This is a genomic window from Rhizobium sp. NRK18 (assembly GCF_024385575.1).
In the GTDB taxonomy this organism is placed as follows: Bacteria; Pseudomonadota; Alphaproteobacteria; order Rhizobiales; family Rhizobiaceae; genus JANFMV01.
In genome coordinates, this window is record NZ_JANFMV010000001.1 from 1,083,815 (window position 1) to 1,104,193 (window position 20,379).

Annotated in this window: 14 protein-coding genes; 3 read left to right on the forward strand and 11 right to left on the reverse strand. The window is 61.5% G+C overall.

Annotated elements, in window-relative coordinates; translation table 11 throughout:
- Nucleotides 1-156 precede the first annotated feature (156 nt).
- The 4 genes from NN662_RS04980 to NN662_RS04995 form a co-directional block, all read right to left on the reverse strand.
- Nucleotides 157-1,014 (reverse strand): NAD(P)-dependent oxidoreductase, encoded by an 858-nt coding sequence (locus NN662_RS04980; RefSeq protein WP_261929200.1) that lies wholly within the window; start codon nt 1,012-1,014, stop codon nt 157-159.
- 572 nt (nt 1,015-1,586) lie between these two features.
- Nucleotides 1,587-2,336, reverse strand: a complete 750-nt coding sequence (locus tag NN662_RS04985) for a LytR/AlgR family response regulator transcription factor (RefSeq protein WP_261929201.1) — start codon at nt 2,334-2,336, stop codon at nt 1,587-1,589.
- Nucleotides 2,330-3,379, reverse strand: coding sequence for a sensor histidine kinase (locus NN662_RS04990; protein WP_261929202.1), 1,050 nt, complete (start codon nt 3,377-3,379; stop codon nt 2,330-2,332). The genes NN662_RS04985 and NN662_RS04990 overlap by 7 nt, the downstream gene beginning before the upstream one ends.
- 169 nt (nt 3,380-3,548) lie before the next feature.
- Nucleotides 3,549-4,481 (reverse strand): DMT family transporter, encoded by a 933-nt coding sequence (locus tag NN662_RS04995; RefSeq protein ID WP_261929203.1) that lies wholly within the window; start codon nt 4,479-4,481, stop codon nt 3,549-3,551.
- Nucleotides 4,482-4,780: 299 nt separating this feature from the next.
- On the opposite strand from NN662_RS04995, the gene NN662_RS05000 reads away from it, so the two are divergent.
- Nucleotides 4,781-5,947: an HPP family protein gene (locus NN662_RS05000; protein ID WP_261929204.1), complete on the forward strand. Its 1,167-nt coding sequence runs from the start codon at nt 4,781-4,783 to the stop codon at nt 5,945-5,947.
- A gap of 70 nt (nt 5,948-6,017) precedes the next feature.
- Here NN662_RS05000 and NN662_RS05005 read toward each other — a convergent pair whose 3' ends face one another.
- On the reverse strand, nt 6,018-8,447 hold the full coding sequence (locus tag NN662_RS05005) for a YbcC family protein (RefSeq protein WP_261929205.1): 2,430 nt from the start codon (nt 8,445-8,447) through the stop codon (nt 6,018-6,020).
- Between the two features lie 4 nt (nt 8,448-8,451).
- Nucleotides 8,452-10,032 (reverse strand): proton-conducting transporter membrane subunit, encoded by a 1,581-nt coding sequence (locus NN662_RS05010; RefSeq protein WP_261929206.1) that lies wholly within the window; start codon nt 10,030-10,032, stop codon nt 8,452-8,454.
- Between the two features lie 128 nt (nt 10,033-10,160).
- Here NN662_RS05010 and NN662_RS05015 point away from each other — a divergent pair, with 128 nt between their 5' ends.
- Both NN662_RS05015 and NN662_RS05020 read left to right on the forward strand, forming a co-directional pair.
- On the forward strand, nt 10,161-11,054 hold the full coding sequence (locus NN662_RS05015; RefSeq protein ID WP_261929207.1) for a LysR family transcriptional regulator: 894 nt from the start codon (nt 10,161-10,163) through the stop codon (nt 11,052-11,054).
- 310 nt (nt 11,055-11,364) lie between these two features.
- A complete protein-coding gene (locus NN662_RS05020) occupies nt 11,365-13,848 on the forward strand; it encodes a response regulator (RefSeq protein WP_261929208.1) in 2,484 nt (827 codons plus the stop codon).
- A 42-nt stretch (nt 13,849-13,890) separates the two neighbouring features.
- Here the strand turns inward: NN662_RS05020 and NN662_RS05025 are convergent, their stop codons facing one another.
- The 5 genes from NN662_RS05025 to NN662_RS05045 form a co-directional block, all read right to left on the reverse strand.
- Nucleotides 13,891-15,075 (reverse strand): sensor domain-containing diguanylate cyclase, encoded by a 1,185-nt coding sequence (locus tag NN662_RS05025; protein ID WP_261929209.1) that lies wholly within the window; start codon nt 15,073-15,075, stop codon nt 13,891-13,893.
- A gap of 422 nt (nt 15,076-15,497) precedes the next feature.
- On the reverse strand, nt 15,498-16,589 hold the full coding sequence (locus NN662_RS05030) for an ABC transporter ATP-binding protein (protein ID WP_261929210.1): 1,092 nt from the start codon (nt 16,587-16,589) through the stop codon (nt 15,498-15,500).
- Nucleotides 16,590-16,594: 5 nt separating this feature from the next.
- The gene (locus tag NN662_RS05035; RefSeq protein WP_261929211.1) at nt 16,595-18,526 is read right to left on the reverse strand and encodes a glycoside hydrolase family 127 protein; all 1,932 of its coding nucleotides are present in this window, start codon (nt 18,524-18,526) and stop codon (nt 16,595-16,597) included.
- A gap of 18 nt (nt 18,527-18,544) precedes the next feature.
- Nucleotides 18,545-19,408 carry a carbohydrate ABC transporter permease gene (locus tag NN662_RS05040; protein ID WP_261929212.1) on the reverse strand — a complete coding sequence of 288 codons (864 nt, stop codon included), beginning with the start codon at nt 19,406-19,408 and terminating at the stop codon, nt 18,545-18,547.
- Complete coding sequence (locus NN662_RS05045) at nt 19,408-20,337, reverse strand: carbohydrate ABC transporter permease (protein ID WP_261929213.1); 930 nt, start codon at nt 20,335-20,337, stop codon at nt 19,408-19,410. Before NN662_RS05045 ends, NN662_RS05040 begins: the two co-directional genes overlap by 1 nt.
- Nucleotides 20,338-20,379 lie beyond the last annotated feature (42 nt).

The following is a 20,379-nucleotide window of genomic DNA, read 5'->3' on the forward strand; positions in this document are numbered from 1 at the left end:
ATGCAACTTCGAATTCGGATCTGAACTGGTAGCCTCAACAGTCCTATGCGCGAAAACGAGAGCGTGCGGTCATTCCTTCACACCGGTGTCGGCAGATGCATCCTGATTGCATGTGTGCATGCCCATGGGCTCAAACGTGATAGCCCTGGAGCACGGTCATCTCATTCCGTTTGCCAACCATGAGACAGCCTCATCGGTTGTCATCGGAAGGTTTGGGCGCTCGAGCGCGATGCGCTCTTCCGTTCTGGAGTAGACCGACAGAACGGCCCGAGTGACAGAGACCTCCAGGCCCAGAGTGCTCGCCTGTGCGATAGCCGCCTCGACCTCGTGCTTCCGGCGCGTGGCGTGCACCACATGCGAGCGAACCATGGCATCGAGGAGATCCGGAAACGGCCGGGCACAGACGTCGGTCAGATTTTCACGGATTTCGGAGCCCAGTCCCATGGCGGTGGCTGCGGCAAAACACTCTATTGCCAAAACCTCGATGCCCTTGGTCATCAGCGTGCGGAGAAGTTTGAGGCCACAAGCGTCGCCGGCCTGTGATCCCTGCAGCGACTTCGCATCGAAGCCCAGCGCCGCAAGGTCAGACGCTGCCTTTTGCGAAGCTGGGCCAGACAAGATGATGGGGGCATGGGCTCCCGCCAGGTCGACGGATCCCATGATGGCTCCGTCTACGAAGCTTCGACCGGCCTCCTCGAGAATGCCGGCACATTCCTTCATCAGAGCCGGAGGCGAAGATGAAAGATCCACATAGAGAAACTCGTTGCGAATGGCAGCGAGGTTGACGGCTACATCTCTTGCCGCAGCCGACGGAATCGCGCCGAGTATCAGCGTCCGATCCGGAACCTCCCAGGGCACATCCCTTAGAAGCGTTGCATTCGGTGCAACATTTTCCGCGACAGGGTCGACGTAAGCGACGCGCCGACCGGCACGTTCAATATGGTCGCCGAACGCACGGCCAACCTCTCCATAGCCGATCACGATAACGCAATCGTCGCCTAATTCACCCGTCATGCCGACTCTCCTCACCAATGCGATCTGAAAGTACAAAATAAATACGAAAATACAAGAGGATTTCTTCGCTCCTCTCGTTTCCGCTTCTTGATTTTCAATTAAAGCGTTAAAAAACAGATATTTGTTTTATTTCTGGCATTTTGATTGGTTCAAGGGCGGATCTGGCGCAGTGGAGGCGTCGTCATTTTTGTATCCATAAAATGGATGTGTCGGATATTGTTCGGGGTGGTCGTCAGCCATTGTAGCGCCCTTGTAATCTGTGTCGCTTGAGCGACCGCCGAGGGTTGGTGGAACTCGGAAGTCCCGTCTGGCCCTTGTCGCCTGCATACTTCGCACCGCCACTGACGACATGTCGGCGTTGTAGACAACATGTAACCCACCATACAATTCCGCGCGGCGTCTGCCGTTCCAAGGGCGTCTCCCCTACGGCGTGCCGCAAATTGACATGCATGAAGTCATAGTCCGGAGGCAACAGGGCCCAGGTGAACCGGACGAACCGCGATTTTGCCGACGGTCGCGCAATCTCGTCGTCTTGCAGCTTGTTCCTGTCTGCAGAATGGCTTCTGCCGGGGCTATTCCGGAGTTTTTCCCTTGAGGCCGGCGGCGAGATGGTTGCGCAAGGTGGTTGCCGCCTTGCGTCCGATCAGCATCGAGCCGTCTAGCCCGTCGCAGAACAGACGCATCTTGACCCGATCGACGGTTCGAAAGGACTTCAGTCGGCTTAGATTGATGAGTGTCGAGCGGTCGAGCCTGAGGAACGGTTCGCCGAGCAGGCTCGCTTCTATCTGCTTGAGCGACAGGCCGGACAGCATCGACCTGCCATTGGCGGGGATGATCTGCGCGTAGTCGCCGTCGGCGAGAACGGCGATGATGTCCTGTGCCGGTATCAATTGGCGGTCCCGTCCGGCCGTCACCAGCGTGGTGGAGCTGTCCGCCCTGGAGGGGCGGGCCCTGATCAGGGCCGCCTCCAGATCGACGGCCTTGACGAGGCGATTGACGGCCTCCTGGAACCGCGACTGATTGATCGGTTTGAGCAAATAATCGATCGCGTCAACCTCGAAGGCATCGAGGGCATGGCTGGAATAGGCGGAAACGATCACAACCTTCAGGTCCTTGGTAGCCTGGGCCAGTTCCAGGCCGCTCATCCCGGCCATCTGCACGTCCAGAAACAATGCCTGCGGCTTGCGCTGGGGAATGATCTCAAGGGCCTCGACGGCGCTGAGCGCCGTGCCAACCAGCCGCAACCGGTCGTCGCCCCGAATGCGATCGGCAATGTCGGAGAGCGCGCTCGGTTCGTCATCGACGGCGATAACCTTCAGCATGGCTCACCCTCAAGCCGAACGACAACGACCACTTCCTCCTCGTCCTGGCGAAGACTGACCTCGTTCTTGCCGGGATAGTGGATGTCGAGGCGGGCCCTGAGGTTTGCCAACCCGATTCCCGGACCCTTGTTGGCGCCCGGGACCATGCGCAGGTCGCCATGGTTGCGGATGGTGATCAGCAGGCTGTCTCCATCCCGCTTAATGCTGATGGCAACCCGCTGCACCTGATTGTCGTCCGGAATGCCGTATTTGATCGCGTTCTCAACGAGTGGCTGGAGCAGGAAGGCCGGGACCATCATTTTGCGAGCCGGCGTGGCGACATCCATCTGACAGACGAGCCGCGGGCCGAACCGCATGGACTGGATGCGCAGATACGAGCGCACCATGGCCAGTTCGGCGGAAAGGGGTACGAAGGCGATGTGCGCCCTGTCCAGGGAATGGCGCAGATAGGCGCTGAGCTCACCGATCAGCGAGGAGGCGCGCTTCGGGTGCTTGTTGATCTCGATCAGCGCCATGTTCAGTGTATTGAACATGAAATGGGGATCGATCTGGCTGCGCAGGCGCTTCAGCTCGGCTTCCATGAGACGTTGCTCTGCCTGTGCCGCCCTGCGGGTGGACCTGACCGCCGTCTGCCAGTTCTTTTCCCAGAATGCGGCCAGACCGAGAAGGATGTAGAGGAGAACGAAATAGGGATAGGCGGCGAGTGGATGGTCGTGAAACCTGTTCCTGAAGACGGGTTCGACTTGAACGAAGGCTATCGAGCACAGGCTTATGCCAAGTCCCATCAGCATGGAAACGACCACCAGAGCCGTGCCATTGACCAAGGTTATGCGCGACCATCGGGATCGTTCGATGAAGCGGCCGAAAGGCAGGAAGCTGACGAACAGCAAAGTGTCTATGCCGATCGAGAAAATCGCGCCTTGCGTCTTGTCGGCATACAGAGGAAGCCTGATCATCAACCCCAGCAGGCAGATGAACAGGTACAGAGCGACACGGGAATAGGTTCGCTTGGTTGCCGCCAGGTCGTCTGATGCTTCGCTCACGCTGTGCTCCTGCGATGGGCCGCTCGGGATGAGGCTATCGCTAGCATGTCGTCATCCAGACGCCAATCGCGCGGTGTGTGCCCGGGCTCTCCTCGACGGTGCGTTGTCTGCGGAAGACAAGGCGTTGTCGTAGTCTGCAGGGATGGCTCATCGTGGTCTGCGGCCTGCCTTACCAGGAACCTTCGGAGACCAGCGCCGGTGCGGTTGCGATGCGTCGATTGCGTCTGACAACCGACAGCATTAGCCCCAGGAGGACCAATACGGCGCCCAGAATGCCGAGCGACGTCAGCCGGTCACCGAACATCAGGAAGGCATAGAGGCAGGCGAATACCGGTTCGCTGGTCTCGATGACCTGGACGGAGCTGGTACTCTTTCCCTTGTGCACGGCCGCCATCGTCAGCCAGTAACCGCCAATCGCCGGAACGAGGATCTGCCCCAGGATTGCCAGGGTCGCGACCGGGCCGGGCAGTGCCGCGCCCTCGATCCACCAGGGCACGAAGAGAATGAGACTGGAGAAGCCGAATATCCAGACGAGATGGGCGAGGCCGCTGCCGACCTTCCATGCCTTGGCGCCGACGATGAAGACGGCATAGGCAAGCCCGCCCAGGAGCGCCAGAAGCACGCCGGACAAAGCGTTCGCGGTCAGGTCGGCGGCCGCATAAAGCAGGACCGCGCCGAGCAGGATCAGGGCAAAGATCATGATCTGGCGCATGCCGAAACGTTCGCCGAGGAAGAGAGCGGAGATTGGCAACACCAGGCCCCCGGCTGCATAGATCAGCAGCGAGACCAGCGGGATCGAGACCGAACGATAGGCCCAGGTCTCCAGAAAATAGACGCCGGCAATTCCGGTTGCCGAGAGCACGCAGAGGGGAAGCGCCTTGTGGCGGAGGTCGATCACGCCCCGACGGTACCTGGCAAACGGAAGACAGATCGACGCGACGATGATGAAGGCGCCGAAACACTTGAAGAAGGCGATCTCGGAATGGCCGGCGCCTGCCTCGAAGGCGATACGGCTGAACGGCCCGATCGTGCCGTTGGCCATTGCAGCCAGAAGCGCCAGAATTTCCGGACGCAGTCCCGATGCAACAGACGACCCGGACACGGCGGCCCTCCTTCCCGGCTGCTGGTGCATGGCTCCTCCAGACTTTGAAATGACTGCTGGAATAGATCCCGTGGGCCGCCCATCTCAATCGCTATCCGACCAAGCGGCAAAAGCGTCGATGAACGAGCACTCGGGGGTGAGGCAGGTGGCCAGATGCCGGGTTGGATGTCGTCGCTCTCGGCGGTGGTGCCACAAGCACCGATGGAGCTCCCGTAGAGCTCTTCCGGCCTCATCTTTGCAGTTGAAATTTTCATCAATTGCTGAAATTTTTCGCATTCATCTCAAGCGGGACCAGCAGATTGCAGATTTTTCGTTCATTCGGGCCGGCTGTGGCGCGCACATCGCCGGTCGAGGCCCTGCGCGCCGGTTTGGGCGCGCTCATTGGATTGGGGCTAACCGGTCTCTTTGTCCTTTCGCCGAGTATCGACCTGACGACCGGGCTCTACCTTGTGGCTCCCCTAGGGGCCAGTTCGGTTCTCCTGTTCGCCGTTCCCAACAGCCCGCTGGCCCAACCGTGGTCGGCCATTGTCGGCAACACGCTCGCAGCGCTGGTTGGCGTGGCGGTCTGCATGTTCGTCACCGAACCGACCTTGCGGATTGCACTCGCCGTCGGTCTCGCCATCGCCGCAACGATCCTGGCAAGAGCGGTCCATCCGCCGGCCGGGGCGGTCGCGATGACGGCGGCCATGAGCCCGGATGCCATTCAGCATCTGGGGTTCTGGTTTGCGCTTGCACCGATTGCGACGGGCACGACAGCACTGGTTCTGGTGGCCATTGCCTATGCCCGGCTGACCGGGCGCCGATATCCCTTTCGCCAGTTCGAGGAGCCGAACCGGCACGGCACGGACGACGCCGCCCCGTTGGAACGCCTGGGGCTTTCAGAAGCGGAACTGAGCGACATTCTCGGCCGCTACCGGCATTCGTTCAATCTTGGCGTCGAGGACCTCGCCCGCCTGATCGGCGCCGCAGAACTGCAAGCGGCGGCCCATCACGCAGACGTCCTGACCGCTTCGGACATCATGTCGCGAAACCTGATCACGGTGAAGGTCGATACCGGGTTGGGAGAGGTTGCCGATCTCTTCAGGAAGCACCGGTTCACGTCCTTGCCGGTCGTGGACGCGCAAGGAAAATTCCTTGGCATCATCTTCCAGATACATCTCATCAGCCGTGCCAGAGAGGATGCGTTTCGGCTCAACCGGGCCTTCATTCCCGCCTTGCGGCGGTTGATCGATCGCGGAAGAGACAAGCCGGTCATGGCCGTCGATATCATGCGTGTCGCGGTTCCTCGTGCACTTGCCACAACGCCGCTTGGCGCACTGCTTCCCATGATGGGCGACAGCGATGTCGATGCCGTCCCCATCCTCGACTATGGAAGGCTGATCGGCATCGTCACCAGGAGCGATCTGATTGCCGCGCTTGCCCGTAACCTCGCCCGGTCGAAGGAGGCATCGTCCCAATCGATCTGAAAGGTCTTTGGCTTTGTGGCAACACGCCTGTTGAGGAGGTGTGTTGCTTGCCCGTTCGAGCTTCGGCCGCCTAACAGGGCATGGGCACACCTCGCAAGCTTGACTTGTCGTGCATATGCACGACCTTACTGAAAGCTGGCCGCCAAATCAGGTCTCCGGCGTAACGCGAGGAGATCGTCCCCCGGTCATCGATGGAAAACAGGCTCAGCCAGCCATTGTCGAAGAGCGCGCGCACGTCCGGATGCTTCTCGAGTACGCCCGTGATCGCCTCGGTCGGCGCTTCGATGCCGACGGTCAGGCGACGCGGTTCGTGGAGGAGTTTCGCCCCGTCATGCACCGACTGCCAGGGAAGTCCGACGCGCAGATTGCCGCCATTGCCTTCGACCACGCCCATGCCTCCGACGACATTGTGCAGGAGCTTGTTTCCGGAGCCGAAGAGCGAAGGCGCGACGACCGAGCCGAAATATTGCAGGCTGATCCAGCTGGCGACGACCACCGGGGCGGTCAGGATCAGCTCCAGCACCTTGAACTCGGGGTCCTTCCGCCAGACGTAGTCGTGCAGGAAGACCTGCCCGTCCAGAGGAAGGCCGGCCGTGCGCGACCGCGGCGCGGCCACGAAGGCCCGGCAGCCCGCCAGGCCCAGTTCCGGGCGAATTTCGGACCAGTCCCGGCTGCGTGCGGCAATGGTGGCGGCTGTTGCGTGCGGCAGCCGCTTCGAACGCTCGGCGCGCGCCAGGCTCGCCGCCTGTTCCAGCCAGCGCCGGATCTCCCGCATGACGTCGCTGTCGACGGGCCGAGCGAGGTCCTGCTCGAACAGGGTGACACTGTCCGTTGTCGTGTCGTGCAGCCCCGCCAGGAAGACCGTATCGGCGGGAATGGTGATCGCTCTCTCGCCGAGCTTCTCTCTCACGGCGACATCGTTCAGCAGATCCGCCAGCAGTCTGGCGTTGACGTCGCCGGCATAGCCTCCGCAGGCGCCGCAGTGGAGGGCGCTGGCATAGGGATTGTTGACGACATTGGTGCCGTGGCCGCAGAGAAGCACCACGCGGGCAAAATCTTCCGTGAGCGACATGGCCCGAAGAACGGTTTCCGCCATGCCGGCGCGGGCATCGAGGCTGAGCGCCGACGACCATTGCGGCTTCGCGTCGTGGTGCTGCTTCCTTGTCAGGCGCAGACTGTCGCGCAGCAGCTTGCCCGCATAGAGTGGGCCCATGGCTTCGACGAAGGCGAAGGACGAGACGGCGGCGAGCTTGAAACGGCCGATCGCCCGCACGGCGCGCGCACCGAATCTCGCCTTCGCGTCGGCATGACTGTCGTCGGTGACAGCGCTGCAGCTGAAGACGGCCGGTTTCAGGAGAACGGGCAGGCGCGGCTCCATGACGTCCGAGGCAAAGCCCTTATGGGCGGTGCCAAGGCCGAAGAAACCGGCAAAGCCGAGCGTCTTTATGCCCGGATCCTGGCTTTCGAGCGACCTGCGAAAGACCTCCGAGCGCACGTCTATGCAGAAGGCGGCCTGCAAGGCGGGCCGGTCTCCCGCATGTTGCAAGTCCGGTGCCGCGATGAGGCTGTCGGCCAGATTGCGCTGCGCGGCATGTTCAGCCGCCTTCAAGAGCACATGATCGATGATCATGTCGAAATCGGCGCTTGCCGGCTCGGCATGCATGCGCCGAATTCTGATCCACTCGTCCTCGATATGAGCCTTGTAACGCTGGAAGAGTGCCTCTTCGAAGACAAGCCGGATGGCAAGCAGATCCAGTGCCGTTTCGTCCTTGCCGGCCTCCAGTTCTGCCTTGAAATGCAGGTGGCGGGCAAATTGCGCCCAGCCGCCCGTGGAAAGCAGCAGCTGATGCAAATAGGTTCCAGGATGGCCGCCCATGCCCAGCGACATGGTGGCTCTTTCGATAGCCGCCTGCGCGGTCTCCGGCGTGCCGGCTACGTGCAGGCCGAAGCCGCCCAGTCCCAGGATTTCGGGCGTCAGATCGTGTGTGGCAAAGGCGCGCCAGGCGGAGTAGAGGCCACCCTGGCGCGAGGCGGACCAGAGGGCCTGTCCTTCGTCGAAGAAGCCGGCTGCAAAGGTGCCGATCCGCTCCGAGATGAGGCCGGGCCAGTCCATGCCGGTTACCGTGAAGCAGAGATCGGCAATCGTCGGCAGAGGAGTAATCGCAGCGGGCTCCTGGCTGACGGCCGCCTTGAGCGCCATCAGATCTAGGCTTCCGACGAGGTTGGTCGCCTGCAGGGCAGCCTCGAGGTCTTCGTCGGTCATCGACCCGCTATCGATCTTTTCGGCATAGTGAGCGCGCGGGGGCGCGAGCCGTACGCCGGTGATCCGCGCAAGCAGGGCCGCCGTGTTGTCGAAGGGTTCCGCCCGTTGGCCGAGAAAGGGATTGACGGCGACGGTCGCTGTCAGCGGCCAGGCCGGAGGTATCGCCCGTATGGCGTGATCGGCGGCTTCGCGCAGGGCGTCGCCATAGAGGGTCTTTATGTTGGTCGTATCCGACATGAGTTTACTCCTTTGCTGACGCCGAGATGGAAGAGGTGGACGGTCTGCTCTGCCAACTGCCGAGCAGGCGATCGAACAGCGCATTGACGTAAAGTCCGTTGACGAGATGGACTCTCAAGCCCGCGGCTGCCGGATGGTGAGCCCAGAGCGGGAACAGCGACTGGGCAAACGCGGTGATGCCGAAGGTGAGAACGGCCAGCATCATGAGGGTCCATTCCAGCGGCCCGGCTTGAGGCGTTGCCGGCAGGGTTCCCGCCATCAGCCATTCGGCAAGGCGCTGGAGTGCGAAGTAGGCGACCGCGATGGCGCTCGAGTGGATCAATATCCGCGAGGTGAGGGCACGCGGGGCGGCATCGGCGAGCCCCTGGGCGACCAGATAGGCGACCCCGAAGATCAAGATGGCGCCCAGGGCGATCGCCTGCGGTGGCTCGCCGGCAAAGCCGAACATCATTCCGATGAGGGTGTAGACCGCGAGCGCCAGCAGGAAGGCACGGCCAACCGCTTTCACATCCGGGACCGCGACCGGCCCTGGCCGGCGGATTGCCGCCACGGTTTCTACTCCCGAGCCCGAGGACAGGAAGGCGTGGGCCTTGTAGAGCGAATGGGCGACTATGTGCAGCAATGCGATCGGGAAGAGGGCGAGCCCGCATTGGAGCGTCATGAAGCCCATTTGCGCAACGGTCGACCAGGCGAGCGAGGTCTTGACCGCGGACTGGGTCAGCATCACCAGGCTTGCGAAGAGAGCCGTGAAACCACCCACGATGACAAGCACGGCAAGGACCATCGGTGCCTGCAACATCACGTCGGCGAAGCGGATGAGAAGGAAGCCGCCGGCATTGATCAGGCCGGCATGCAGCAGTGCGGAAACCGGGGTTGGGGTTTCCATCACTTCGGTCAGCCAGCCATGGGTGGGGAACTGCGCCGACTTCAGCATGGCCGCCACTGCGAGCAGTGCAGCCGCCGCCGTGACGGTGAGATGATCTGTGCCAAGGTTTGCGGCCATGAGGATGTCCGTGATGTCATCGGTCCCGAAGGTCGTCGCGAGCAAGAGCGCGGCACCGATCAGGGCGACATCGCCGATCCGCGAGACGACGAATTTCTTCCGTGCGGCGCGCCGTGCCGCAATCCGTTCAGGATAGAACAGGAGAAGCCTGTGGAAGAACAGGCTCGTTGCGATCCAGGCGAGGACAAGTTGGAAAAGCGATCCCGACTGGACGAGAAGCAGCACGGCGGCGAGTGTCGCCGCCATCCAGCCGATGAACGGGCCCTGTCTGGCCTCTCCGTCGAGGAAGGTGCCGGCATAGCGCAGCACGATCCATCCGAGAAAGGACACCAATGTCAGCATGACCAGGCTGACCAGGTCGAGGCGGGACGAAAGTGTGACGTCTCCATAGCCGACCGCCATGCTTGTTCCGGGGCCGTCGCGTGATAGGACCAGCGCCGACAAGACACAGACGGCGATGGCGCCGAGAGCCGCCAGTTCGGCGAGGCGGATTGCAAACCGTGGTCTGAAACCCGGTCCGAGGAAGGCCGTCAGTGAGGCGGCGGCGAGAAGCATTGGCGCGACGAGCGGGAGCGCGTGCATGGTCGGACATCTCCAGTCAGTTGATGATTGCCATTTCGAAGGCAGGGTGATCTGGAGGTCGTGATAGCAGCGACTTGATATCAATAAAAATTCATTGTTTCTTGTTTTTCGTTCTATTAAATAGAACTATGGCTGAGCTTAATTATCATCATCTGCGCTACTTTCGTGCGGTCGCCCATGACGGCAACCTGACCCGCACGGCCGCGCGGTTGAACCTCTCCCAATCTGCCTTATCCATTCAAATCAAGCAGCTGGAAGACCGGCTCGGACACGCGCTGTTCGAGCGGCGCGGCCGACAGCTCTACCTGACCGAAGCCGGCCGCATCGCGCTCGACCACGCGGATACGATCTTCTCCACGGGCGAGGAATTGGTTGAAACGCTGAAGGAGGCGGGGCGTGCCCGCCGCGCCATCCGCGTCGGTGCGTTGGCGACGCTATCGCGAAACTTCCAGGTGGAATTTCTTCGTCCCTTGCTGGGGCGTGCGGACGTCGACATGATCCTGCGCTCCGGCAGCACCAGCGAGTTGCTTGGGTCACTCGAAACATTGAACCTCGACATCGTGCTCCTCACTCAGGCGCCGATGGCCGATGCGGTCACGCCGTTTGTCGCGCACGAGATCTATCAGCAGCGTGTGAGCCTCGTCGGCAAGCCGTTCCATGGCCAGCCGGGAGCAACGCTTTTCGAACTCCTCGATCGGTATCCCGTGGTTCTCCCAACGCTCGAAAGCGGGGTGAGGGCACAGTTCGAAGCCCTTGTCGCGCGGCTGGGCATAACACCGCAGATCGCGGCTGAGGTGGATGACATGGCGATGATGCGACTTCTGGCGCGTGAGGGGATCGGACTTGCCGTCTTGCCCCCGATTGTTGTGAAGGGCGAACTGGAATCCGGCATGCTCGTGGAGTTCGACGCACTTCCGGGTGTCATCGAATCCTTCTATGCAGTGACCGTGAAACGCCGCTTTCCCAATCCACTGATCCGCTCCTTGCTCGACCGGATCACCACGACGTTGGATAATCCATAATTGAAACTGTGTGGACGGATGTCGTAATCCATCCCGCCGGACCACCTGAAGACGTGCCTCAAGGATATCGAAGGTGTGTCATTTCGAGACCACTGTCTTGAAAAATCACCTTACGGGCATGGGCAAGTCTTCGAAGGTGCAGGTCCGGCCAGCGGAATGTCTTTTCGGATCAGGCTTAGTGCTTGACTCAACCTCATAATTTCCAGCTAGTGGGGAGGCCGTGGGTTCAGGCCGAGCACTCGAGTTGTCGATGATCTTTGATACCCATGATGAGGAATGACGCTGTCAGGCAGCGCCGGAGGAATTTGGTTTGAGCGAAGAAACTTCGGCAGGACGCGGACATGTGTCGCTTCCCCTCGATATGGGTATGCTGTTCGAACACGCCCCGAACCCCTATGTCTTGCTCGACAGCACGTTCACGATCGTCGGGATGAATCAGGCATATCTGACGGCGACCATGCGCGAGCGGGCCGAGATCCTCGGGCGCAACATGTTCGATGCCTTTCCCAGTGATCCGGGTTCGGTTTCTGACCAGATGCTGAGGAAATCTCTGGCGGCTGTTGTGAATACCGGAGAGATGGATCATCTCCCTTTGATCCCGTATCCAATTGCACGCCGCGACGGCTCCTTCGAGGAACGCTTCTGGAGTGCGACCCATACGCCGATCATCGGCGAGAATGGCCAGCTCTATATCCTGCAGCACACGACGGATGTCACCGAGATCCAACGCCTCAGGCGCCGCGCGGAGAGCCGCGACATGAGCCTTGAGAGCGGAATCATGGATCGCGCAGGAAAGGTGGCGGGCCAGAATCTTCTCCTCTCGAAGGAGCGCGAATATCTGCGGACCCTGTTCGCCCAAGCGCCGAGCTTCATGGCGGTCTTGCGCGGGCCGCAGCATATCTTCGATCTCGCCAACGAAGCCTATCTGGCGATCGTCGGGCGGACGGACATCATCGGCAAAGTTCTGGCCGAAGCGCTGCCCGAGGTCGTCGAGCAGGGCTTCATCGACATTCTCGATCGCGTGTTCCGAACGGGCGAGCCTTTTGTCGCGGATGGCGCCCGCGTCATTCTCAATCGCGGGCCGGACGGTGAGGGCGAACTGCGTTATCTCGATTTCGTCTACCAGCCCATCAAATCGGGAAAGAAGGTCGAAGGCATCTTCGTCCAGGGTCACGATGTCACGGAGCAGAAGGTTGCACAGGCAAGGCTGCAAGAGCTCGCCGCGACGCTGGAGGAGCGGGTGGAGGCTCGCACGCAGGAGCTTGCCCAGGTCCAGGCCATGCTCCGTCAGTCGCAAAAGATGGATGCGATCGGTAACCTGGCCGGCGGCATTGCCCATGACTTCAACAACCTTCTGCAGGTCATTCAGGGCAGCCTGCAATTGACGATCGAGCGGCTCAATGACGAAAAATCCTTGAAACTGCTCGACAATGCCATGATGGCGGCGACACGTGGCGCCACTTTGTCCTCGCAGCTTCTGTCCTTTGGCCGCCGGCAGCCGCTGGAGCCGAAGGTCATCAATCTCGGCCGCCTTGTCGGTGGTATGGACGGCTTGCTGCGCCGGAGCATCGGCGAGGGCGTGCAAGTCGAGACCGTCGTTGCGGACGGCCTCTGGAATACGCTCGCCGACGCCACAAACGTCGAAACCGCACTCCTCAATCTGGCTATCAACGCACGCGATGCGATGTCCGGCAACGGCAAGCTGACCATCGAGCTCGCCAATGAAGACCTCGACCAGGCGTATACGCAGACGACCTTCGGCGTCGCACCGGGGCAGTACGTCATGCTGGCCGTGACCGACACGGGGTCCGGGATTGCGCCCGAGACGCTCGAAAAGGTGTTCGATCCCTTCTTCACGACGAAGGCCGAAGGGAAGGGAACGGGCCTCGGCCTGTCCATGGTCTACGGCTTCGTCAAGCAGTCGGGCGGGCACATCGACATCGCGTCGGAAATCGGCAAGGGCACAACGGTCAGGCTCTACCTTCCCCGCGCGACGGCGGCGGAGGATGCCGTCGTTGCCGCGGAGGCTACGATCTCCGGCGGCACCGAAACCGTGCTGGTGGTCGAGGATGACGATGCCGTCCGTGAAACGGCGGCGGAATTGCTGCGCGGGCTGGGATACCAGGTGCTGCTGGCCCGGGATGGTCAGGGCGGGCTCGGCGTTCTGGAAAGCGGGGTGCACTTCGACCTGCTGTTTACCGACGTCGTGATGCCGGGCAGCGTGCACAGCACTGCGTTGGCGCAGATGGTTCGCGATGCAAGGCCGCATGTGGCGGTGTTGTTCAATTCCGGATACGCCGAAAATTCGATCGTGCATGATGGCAAGCTCGACAGCGGCCTGAACTTCCTCAGCAAGCCGTACACCCGCGAACAGTTGGCGCGGAAGGTACGCCAGGTTCTGGACGAGCGTCCCCCTTTGCCGCAGCCGGAGAAAGACGACCGCCGGAAAAAGATCCTGTTGTGTGAAGACGAGCCCTTCATTCGGATGGTTGCGGCCGAAATGCTTGCTCAGCTCGGATACGACGTCGCCGAAACCGCAACCGTTGCGGAGAGCCTCGCTGTCCTTGGCGACGATATCGACATCCTGATCAGTGATCTTCAACTGCCGGATGGCAGCGGGCTGAACCTTGCCGAGAGCGCCAGACTGAAGCATCCCCGTTTGCCGATTGTCTTTGCAACCGGCGGCGCTACTGATCCCGGCATTCCCGCAAGCGCGGTCGTCACCAAGCCCTATGATGAAAAGGATCTGGAAAGGGCCATTGCGGATGCGGTTCGGGCAGCCTCTGTGCTCTGACGCGGTTCTGAGGCTGCTACCTCCCGGCAACCGGTACAGGGTTTATGGAGCGGCGTTGCCTTTGGCGTCCGCCCGCTCGACCTCATGCAGAAAGTCGGCGATCTGAACCCGGTTCCGGCCGTCGCGCTTGGCCTGGTACAGGGCCGCATCGGCGTGGTTCAAGACGATTTCGAAATTGTCCGTCTCCATCCTGCCGAAGGCAATGCCGGCGCTCGCCGTGCACCGCAACCTCGCTTCCCCGGCCGGAATTTCGCGTAACGCGAACTTGCGCAAGATGTCGGCAGCGACCCGCTCGGCCCTCGCAGGCAGCGTGTCGGTCAGGACGATGGCGAATTCCTCGCCCCCCAGACGGGCCACGATCTCGTGATCTTCCACACCATTGTTCAGCTCTTCCGCGAATATCCTGATCACCATGTCGCCGATCGCATGGCCGTGCTGGTCGTTGACCGATTTGAACAGGTCGATGTCGAATGTCACGATTGCGGTCTTCGTGTCGATAGGTCTGCCGGAAACCTTGTCGAAAAGCGCCCTGCGGTTGAGCAGTCCGGTCAGCAGATCGGTGTTGGCCTCGTGACGATGTCTCGCCGCCAGTCGCCACTGATGGAGCGCCAGCGACAAGGCGCCGATGCCGGACATGCCGGCGACGCAGATGGCGAGGTTGAGATTTTCGGCCCAGTTTTGCGGCGCATGTCCGAGAACCCACTGGTGCCGGCTGAGGAGGACAGCGGCGCAGAGCGCAAACGAAACTCCACTCAGGACATAGAGAATGACCATACCGATCAGCGGGACCGGGGCTTCCGCCCGCGCGCGCCAGTACTGCCAACCCGTGCCGATCAGCAGTGCGGCCGTCGTGGCGTTCATGAAGATGAAGCCCACACCGTCCACACCGGACAGGATTAACGCAACGCCCGGCACGATCGTGGCGAAGGAGAAAACGGACGCCAGCGTCCAGGGGCTGCGATTGGTTCTAAACTGCACGGACCCGGCATAGATGGTGCTGAAGCCGGCCATCAGGCTGGCATAGGCGAGGGATGCCCTGATCGTACCGGTTTCCAGCGTATAGGAACTGAACACAAATATGCCGACGACGGTGAACAGGAGAGCGACGACCAGCGTCAGGAGGAAGGAATCGGCGCGTCGCGAAACCCAGGTTCCGAGAAGGGTCACCATCAGGCACGCGGCGGAGAAGCCGAGGGCCAGGAGAAGGGAATTGTAATCAAGTATCATGCCGGATGCGCTCTTCAGCGGGAAATAACCACATCGCTTCTGCGGTGGACATTAGTCACCGCCTCCATCAAACCGGTTACACCAATTATTAAAATGCAAAAAACAATCTGATCGCTATCGCGCCCGAAATCCAGACGCGTGCATCCTTTATGGTGACAGAATACTCTTTCCAGAAGGTTTCCATCGCGGTGCCATCGGCAGAACGTCAAGACACCCCAGGAAATCCCTGAAGACCGGCCTTGCATCATACGGACGCGAACGTCCTCTCTGGCGACCGAAAAGCCGTGATGGCTCCTTCGGCGGATGGCGTCATGTCGGGAAACGTGGGCTGCTCGATGACGACGGTGACCAAGCTGGGGGCGTCATCGAGCGTTGCCGGTGCCGGTACCGGTCTGCCGCCTGTCAAAGGATAATCTGTCGTCTCACAGGCGATCGAGGCGCAATCCGTCTTCGCCGAAATAGCGGCACTTTTCGCCAGGGACGCTCAGCCAGACCGTTTCGCCTCCCTTGTAGTCCGGCCCTTCTCGCTGTTCAGCAACGAAAGGCTGGCCGTCTGCGAGGCTGCAGTAGAGATAGCGTGTTCCGCCGAGATATTCGCTGAAATCGACGGTGGCTTTCAGTCCGCTATCGCCGCCTTGAAGAACGGTAACATGTTCCGGCCGCATGCCGACGGTGATCGTTCCTCCTGGCTTTCCCCTTGTGAGGGCAATCGGGGCATCGAGGCTGGTGCCGGCGAGCGTGATCTGTCCGCCGCCCAGCCATTCTCCCTGGAGAAGATTGATGCGTGGCGATCCGATGAACCCGGCGACAAAGGTGTTGACCGGGTTTTCGTAGACGTCTCGCGGTGTGCCGCTCTGCTCGATGCGACCGTCGCGCAGGATGACGATCTTGTCGGCGAGCGTCATCGCTTCCGTCTGATCGTGCGTGACGTAGATCATCGTATTGCCGAGCTCCTTGTGCAGCTTGGCGATCTCCACCCGCATCGATACCCGAAGTTCGGCGTCAAGGTTGGAGAGCGGCTCATCGAACAGGAAGACGTCGGGTTCGCGCACGATCGCCCGGCCGATCGCCACGCGCTGGCGCTGGCCGCCGGACAACTGGCCGGGCCGGCGGTCCATCAGATGAGCGATCTTCAGGATTTCGGATGCCCGGCCGACGCGCGTGGCGATTTCCTCCGCGCCGGCATGCGCCATTTTCAGGCCGAAGGCGAGATTGTCGCGCACCGTCATATGCGGGTAGAGCGCGTAGGACTGGAAGACCATGGCAATGCCGCGCTCCGACGGATCGAGGTCGGTGACGTCGCGGCCCTTGATCGCAATCTCGCCGTCCGTCACCTCTTCCAGCCCGGCGATCATTCGCAACAGCGTGGACTTGCCGCAGCCGGACGGCCCGACGAAAACGACGAATTCGCCGCCCGTTATGTCGAGATCGATGCCGTGGATGACCTCGATCGCGCCGAAGTTCTTGCGAACGTCGGTCAGCACGACGCCCGCACTTCCCGTGGATTGCCTCATGCTGATCAGCCTCCGTTCGCCTGCGTGTCGCCGGCCTGCAGCCAGACGAGCATGGCACCGGGATCGCGATTGTCCCAGAGATGGTACGGCACAAGCCGCAATCTCGCGGCATGGCGTGCTGCCGGCCGGCTCCGATAGAGGGCGGCGCCCCAGCCATCGATATCTTCCTTCGCCACCTCAATGTCGACGGCGATCGCGCCCCCCAGTGCCTCGATCTGTTCGGTCCCGGCTTCGGAAACGGACGGTGGGACGACATAGGCGTTAAGATCGGCATCGTTGTCGACTTCCTCGGCGCAATAGACGAGCGGTCCACGCATCAGGGCCACGCGCCCGGCATCCTGGCGCACCTTCGGATTGGCATATTGCGGGCGGAGCGACATGGGCAGGTCGAGAAGGATTCGATCGCCCTTCTGCCATGTCCGCTCCAGCCGGGCATACCCGTCCTTCAGGCAGCCGCTGACGTCGACCGCCTCGCCATTGACCGAGAGACTGGCGCCGATAGCCCACTCCGGAATTCTCAGGGACATGGCGAAGGCCTGCGGTTCTGCGACATCGACTTCGATCGAGACGGCCCCATCCCAGGGGTAGGACGTTTGCTGGCGCAGTTCGATGTCCTTGCCCGCCACCGTCAGCCGCGCCGTGTTCTGGCCGTAGAGGTGGACTGCGACTTCGTCGTCGGCGACGGCGTACATGTAGGAGCCGATCGAGGCGACGAGCCGGGCGATGTTCGGCGGGCAGCACGGGCAATGGTGCCACTTCCAGCGATGATGCTTGCCGGTGCTTTCCAGCGGATTGTCGTAGAAGAACGTCTTGCCGTCGAGCGACAGACCGGTCAGCGCGCCATTGTAGAGCGCCTGTTCCATGATGTCGGCAAAGCGTCGGTTGGGTCCGCGGCCGAGCATGCGGCTCGCCCAGAAGACGAGCGCCACGGAGGCGCAGGTCTCGGCATAGGCGGTTTCGTTCGGCAGGTCGTAATAGTCGGTAAAGCCTTCGTTGCTGGCCGAGGGGCCGATGCCGCCGGTCACGTACATCTGCTTCGTCGTCACGTCGTCCCAGAGCGTTTCGAGGGCGCTGGTCAGCGCGTCGTCGTTGTATTCCGTGGCCAGATCGGCCATGCCGGAATACATGTACATGGCCCTGACGGCGTGGCCGACCACCTTCTTCTGGTCGCGAACCGGCTGGTGCGACTGGCTGTATTCATTGTTCTTCTGGATGTAGTCGGCAAGCGGCCGGCCATCGCGGACCGCTTCCGCGTCGAAGAAGTTCGGCTCCTGTCCGCGCTCGTCGATGAAATATTTCGACAGATCGAGATACTTTTTCTCGCCGGTGACCCGCGCCAGTTTGACGAGCGCGAGTTCGATTTCCTGATGGCCGCAATAGCCGGGCAACTGTCCCTCGCCATGTCCGAAGACGGTGATCATGTGGTCGGCGAAGCGGCACATGATGTCGAGGAGCTTGCGCTTTCCCGTCGCCTGATAATAGGCAACGGCTGCTTCCATCAGGTGGCCGGCGCAGTAGAGTTCGTGGTGATCGCGCAGGTTGGTCCAGCGGCGGTCGGGCTGGACGCGCTGGAACCAGGCGTTCAGATAGCCGTTGTCGTCCTGAAGCCGCTCATACATGTCGATGATTTCATCGGCCCGCGCTTCCAGAGTGGCGTCCGGCTTGCGGTAGAGGGCGTAGGCGATCGTTTCGATCGATTTTGCAAGATCGCTGTCCCAGAACATCTGCGTCGTGCCGCCCCAGGGCTGTATCGGGATGACGACGCCAGGGCTTGGCTTGCGGACGTCGATCGCATCCAGCATGCCGGCCTCGACACAACGATCGAGCAGGATGCCGGCCGTCGCGTTGCAGATCGAGTCCTGCCATTTGCCCCAGTACCCGTCGACGCGGACGGCGGGAACGGCAGGAGGACGGAATTGCTTTTCCAGATTGGGCATGTTGCTGATTTCCTTGTTTTACTTGACCGCACCGGCCATCAGGCCGCGCAGGTAATAGCGTTGCAGCAAGAGGAAGACGACGAGGCAGGGCACGATCATGACGACCACGCCCGCCTGTACGGCGCCCCAGTTGATTGCCCCCAATCGGCCGACCCTGACGGCGGTCATCAGGACCGGAAGGGTGTACTGGTCGTTGCTGGAGAGCAGGATGAGTGCCGCCAGGAACTCGTTCCAGGCATTGAGGAAGGCGAAGATCGCCACGGTTGCCACGCCCGGCATGACGAGCGGCAGGAGCACGCGTGTCAGCAGCCGCAGATCCCTGGCGCCTTCGATCCGCGCCGCTTCCTCGATCTCCTTCGGCACCGCATCGAAGGCGTTGCGCATCATGAAGACCGAGAAGGGCAGTTGCAGCGTGACGTAGACGAGCACCAGGCCCGCGAGCGAATTGCTCAGCCGCAATTTTGCGAGAATGATGAAGAGCGGCGTCAGGATGGACTGGAACGGGATCATCAATGTTGCGATCAGCAGGATGAAGAGCACGTTCTTGAAGGGAAAGCGATAGCGCGAGAACCCATAGCCGGCGAGCACGCTGACGATGACCGTGAGGATGACGGTTGCCAGCGATACGATCAGCGAGTTCAGCGTATGCTGCCAGACGCCGGCGCCGAACGTGTCGAGTGCGCGGTAGGCGTCGAACGAAAAGCCGTGCAATGGCCATGGCGGCAGCGGCGGCGTTCCGGCTTCCTGACCACGTCTGAAAGAGGAGAGCAGTGCGATCGCGAAGGGTGCGAAGAACAGCAGCGAAACGATGATGCCGGTGGAATGAAAGGTGAGATTGCCGAGCAGGCGGCGGCGCGCCCTGATGCTGTTTCTCGAAGCCATTATTGGTCCTCCCCGACGCGCAGCAGCCAGAGCTGGAAGACGCTGATGGCGACCAGGATCACCAGCACGGCCATCGACAAGGCTGCGCCATAGCCCAGATGGAACGACACGAAGGATTGATTGACGATGTAGTAGACGACGGAGATCATCTTGTTCTGCGGGCCGCCGCTGGTCATGATGTAGAACTGGTCGAAGGCAAGCACCGAACCGGTGATCGAGAGGATGAGCGCGAGCGCCAGTGTCTTGCGCATCAGCGGCAGCGTCAGATGACGGAAGCGCTGCCACCAGCCGGCGCCGTCGATCCGTGCCGCCTCCATGAGTTCCGCCGGGATCGACTGCAGTCCGGTCAGCAGGATGACCATGGTGAAGCCGGCGATCTTCCAGACCACCATGACGACGATGATGGCAAAGGCCCTGTCGAAGGTGGCGAGAAGATTGAGACGGCCTTCGGTCAGGCCGATCATCTCGAACAGCGGCGAGAAGAAGCCGCTGTCGACATTGGAAAGCCAGACCCAAAGCAGCGACGCGGACGCGAGACCGACGACCACCGGCAGGAAGATGAGCGTCCGGTAGGCGGCGACGAAACGGCGCTGGCGTTCCACGAATATGGCCAGCGGAAAGGCAACCGCGAAGATCGCGATGGTCACGATGACCGTGTAGTAGGCGGTAAAGCCGAGCGCGTCCCTGAATTGCGTGTCCGAAAACATGCGGATGTAGTTGCGCAGGCCCACCCATTTCGGATTTCCGAGAAGCGACCAGTTGTGCAGGCTCATCCAGGCGGTGAAGAACACCGGAATGATGAAGAAGATGGCGACCAGAAGCATGGCCGGCCCGATGTAAAGCAATCCCTTCCAGGAACCGCGCTGCAGCGATCGGCGCCGTCTTCTGACCGGCTCGGATGTCTTGGTGTGGACTGTGGCGACCGTCATCTGCCTTGATGACCTCTTTCTTGTGTTGTGCCGGTACCGGCC

What these genes read in the sequence shown, in the direction of transcription:
- NN662_RS05045 (WP_261929213.1), bottom strand. Translation starts at nt 20,337, where the DNA reads ATGACGGTCGCCACAGTCCACACCAAGACATCCGAGCCGGTCAGAAGA.
- NN662_RS04980 (WP_261929200.1), bottom strand. Translation starts at nt 1,014, where the DNA reads ATGACGGGTGAATTAGGCGACGATTGCGTTATCGTGATCGGCTATGGA.
- NN662_RS05035 (WP_261929211.1), bottom strand. Translation starts at nt 18,526, where the DNA reads ATGCCCAATCTGGAAAAGCAATTCCGTCCTCCTGCCGTTCCCGCCGTC.
- NN662_RS05030 (WP_261929210.1), bottom strand. Translation starts at nt 16,589, where the DNA reads ATGAGGCAATCCACGGGAAGTGCGGGCGTCGTGCTGACCGACGTTCGC.
- NN662_RS05005 (WP_261929205.1), bottom strand. Translation starts at nt 8,447, where the DNA reads ATGTCGGATACGACCAACATAAAGACCCTCTATGGCGACGCCCTGCGC.
- NN662_RS05010 (WP_261929206.1), bottom strand. Translation starts at nt 10,032, where the DNA reads ATGCACGCGCTCCCGCTCGTCGCGCCAATGCTTCTCGCCGCCGCCTCA.
- NN662_RS05040 (WP_261929212.1), bottom strand. Translation starts at nt 19,408, where the DNA reads ATGGCTTCGAGAAACAGCATCAGGGCGCGCCGCCGCCTGCTCGGCAAT.
- NN662_RS04985 (WP_261929201.1), bottom strand. Translation starts at nt 2,336, where the DNA reads ATGCTGAAGGTTATCGCCGTCGATGACGAACCGAGCGCGCTCTCCGAC.
- NN662_RS05015 (WP_261929207.1), top strand. Translation starts at nt 10,161, where the DNA reads ATGGCTGAGCTTAATTATCATCATCTGCGCTACTTTCGTGCGGTCGCC.
- NN662_RS05025 (WP_261929209.1), bottom strand. Translation starts at nt 15,075, where the DNA reads ATGATACTTGATTACAATTCCCTTCTCCTGGCCCTCGGCTTCTCCGCC.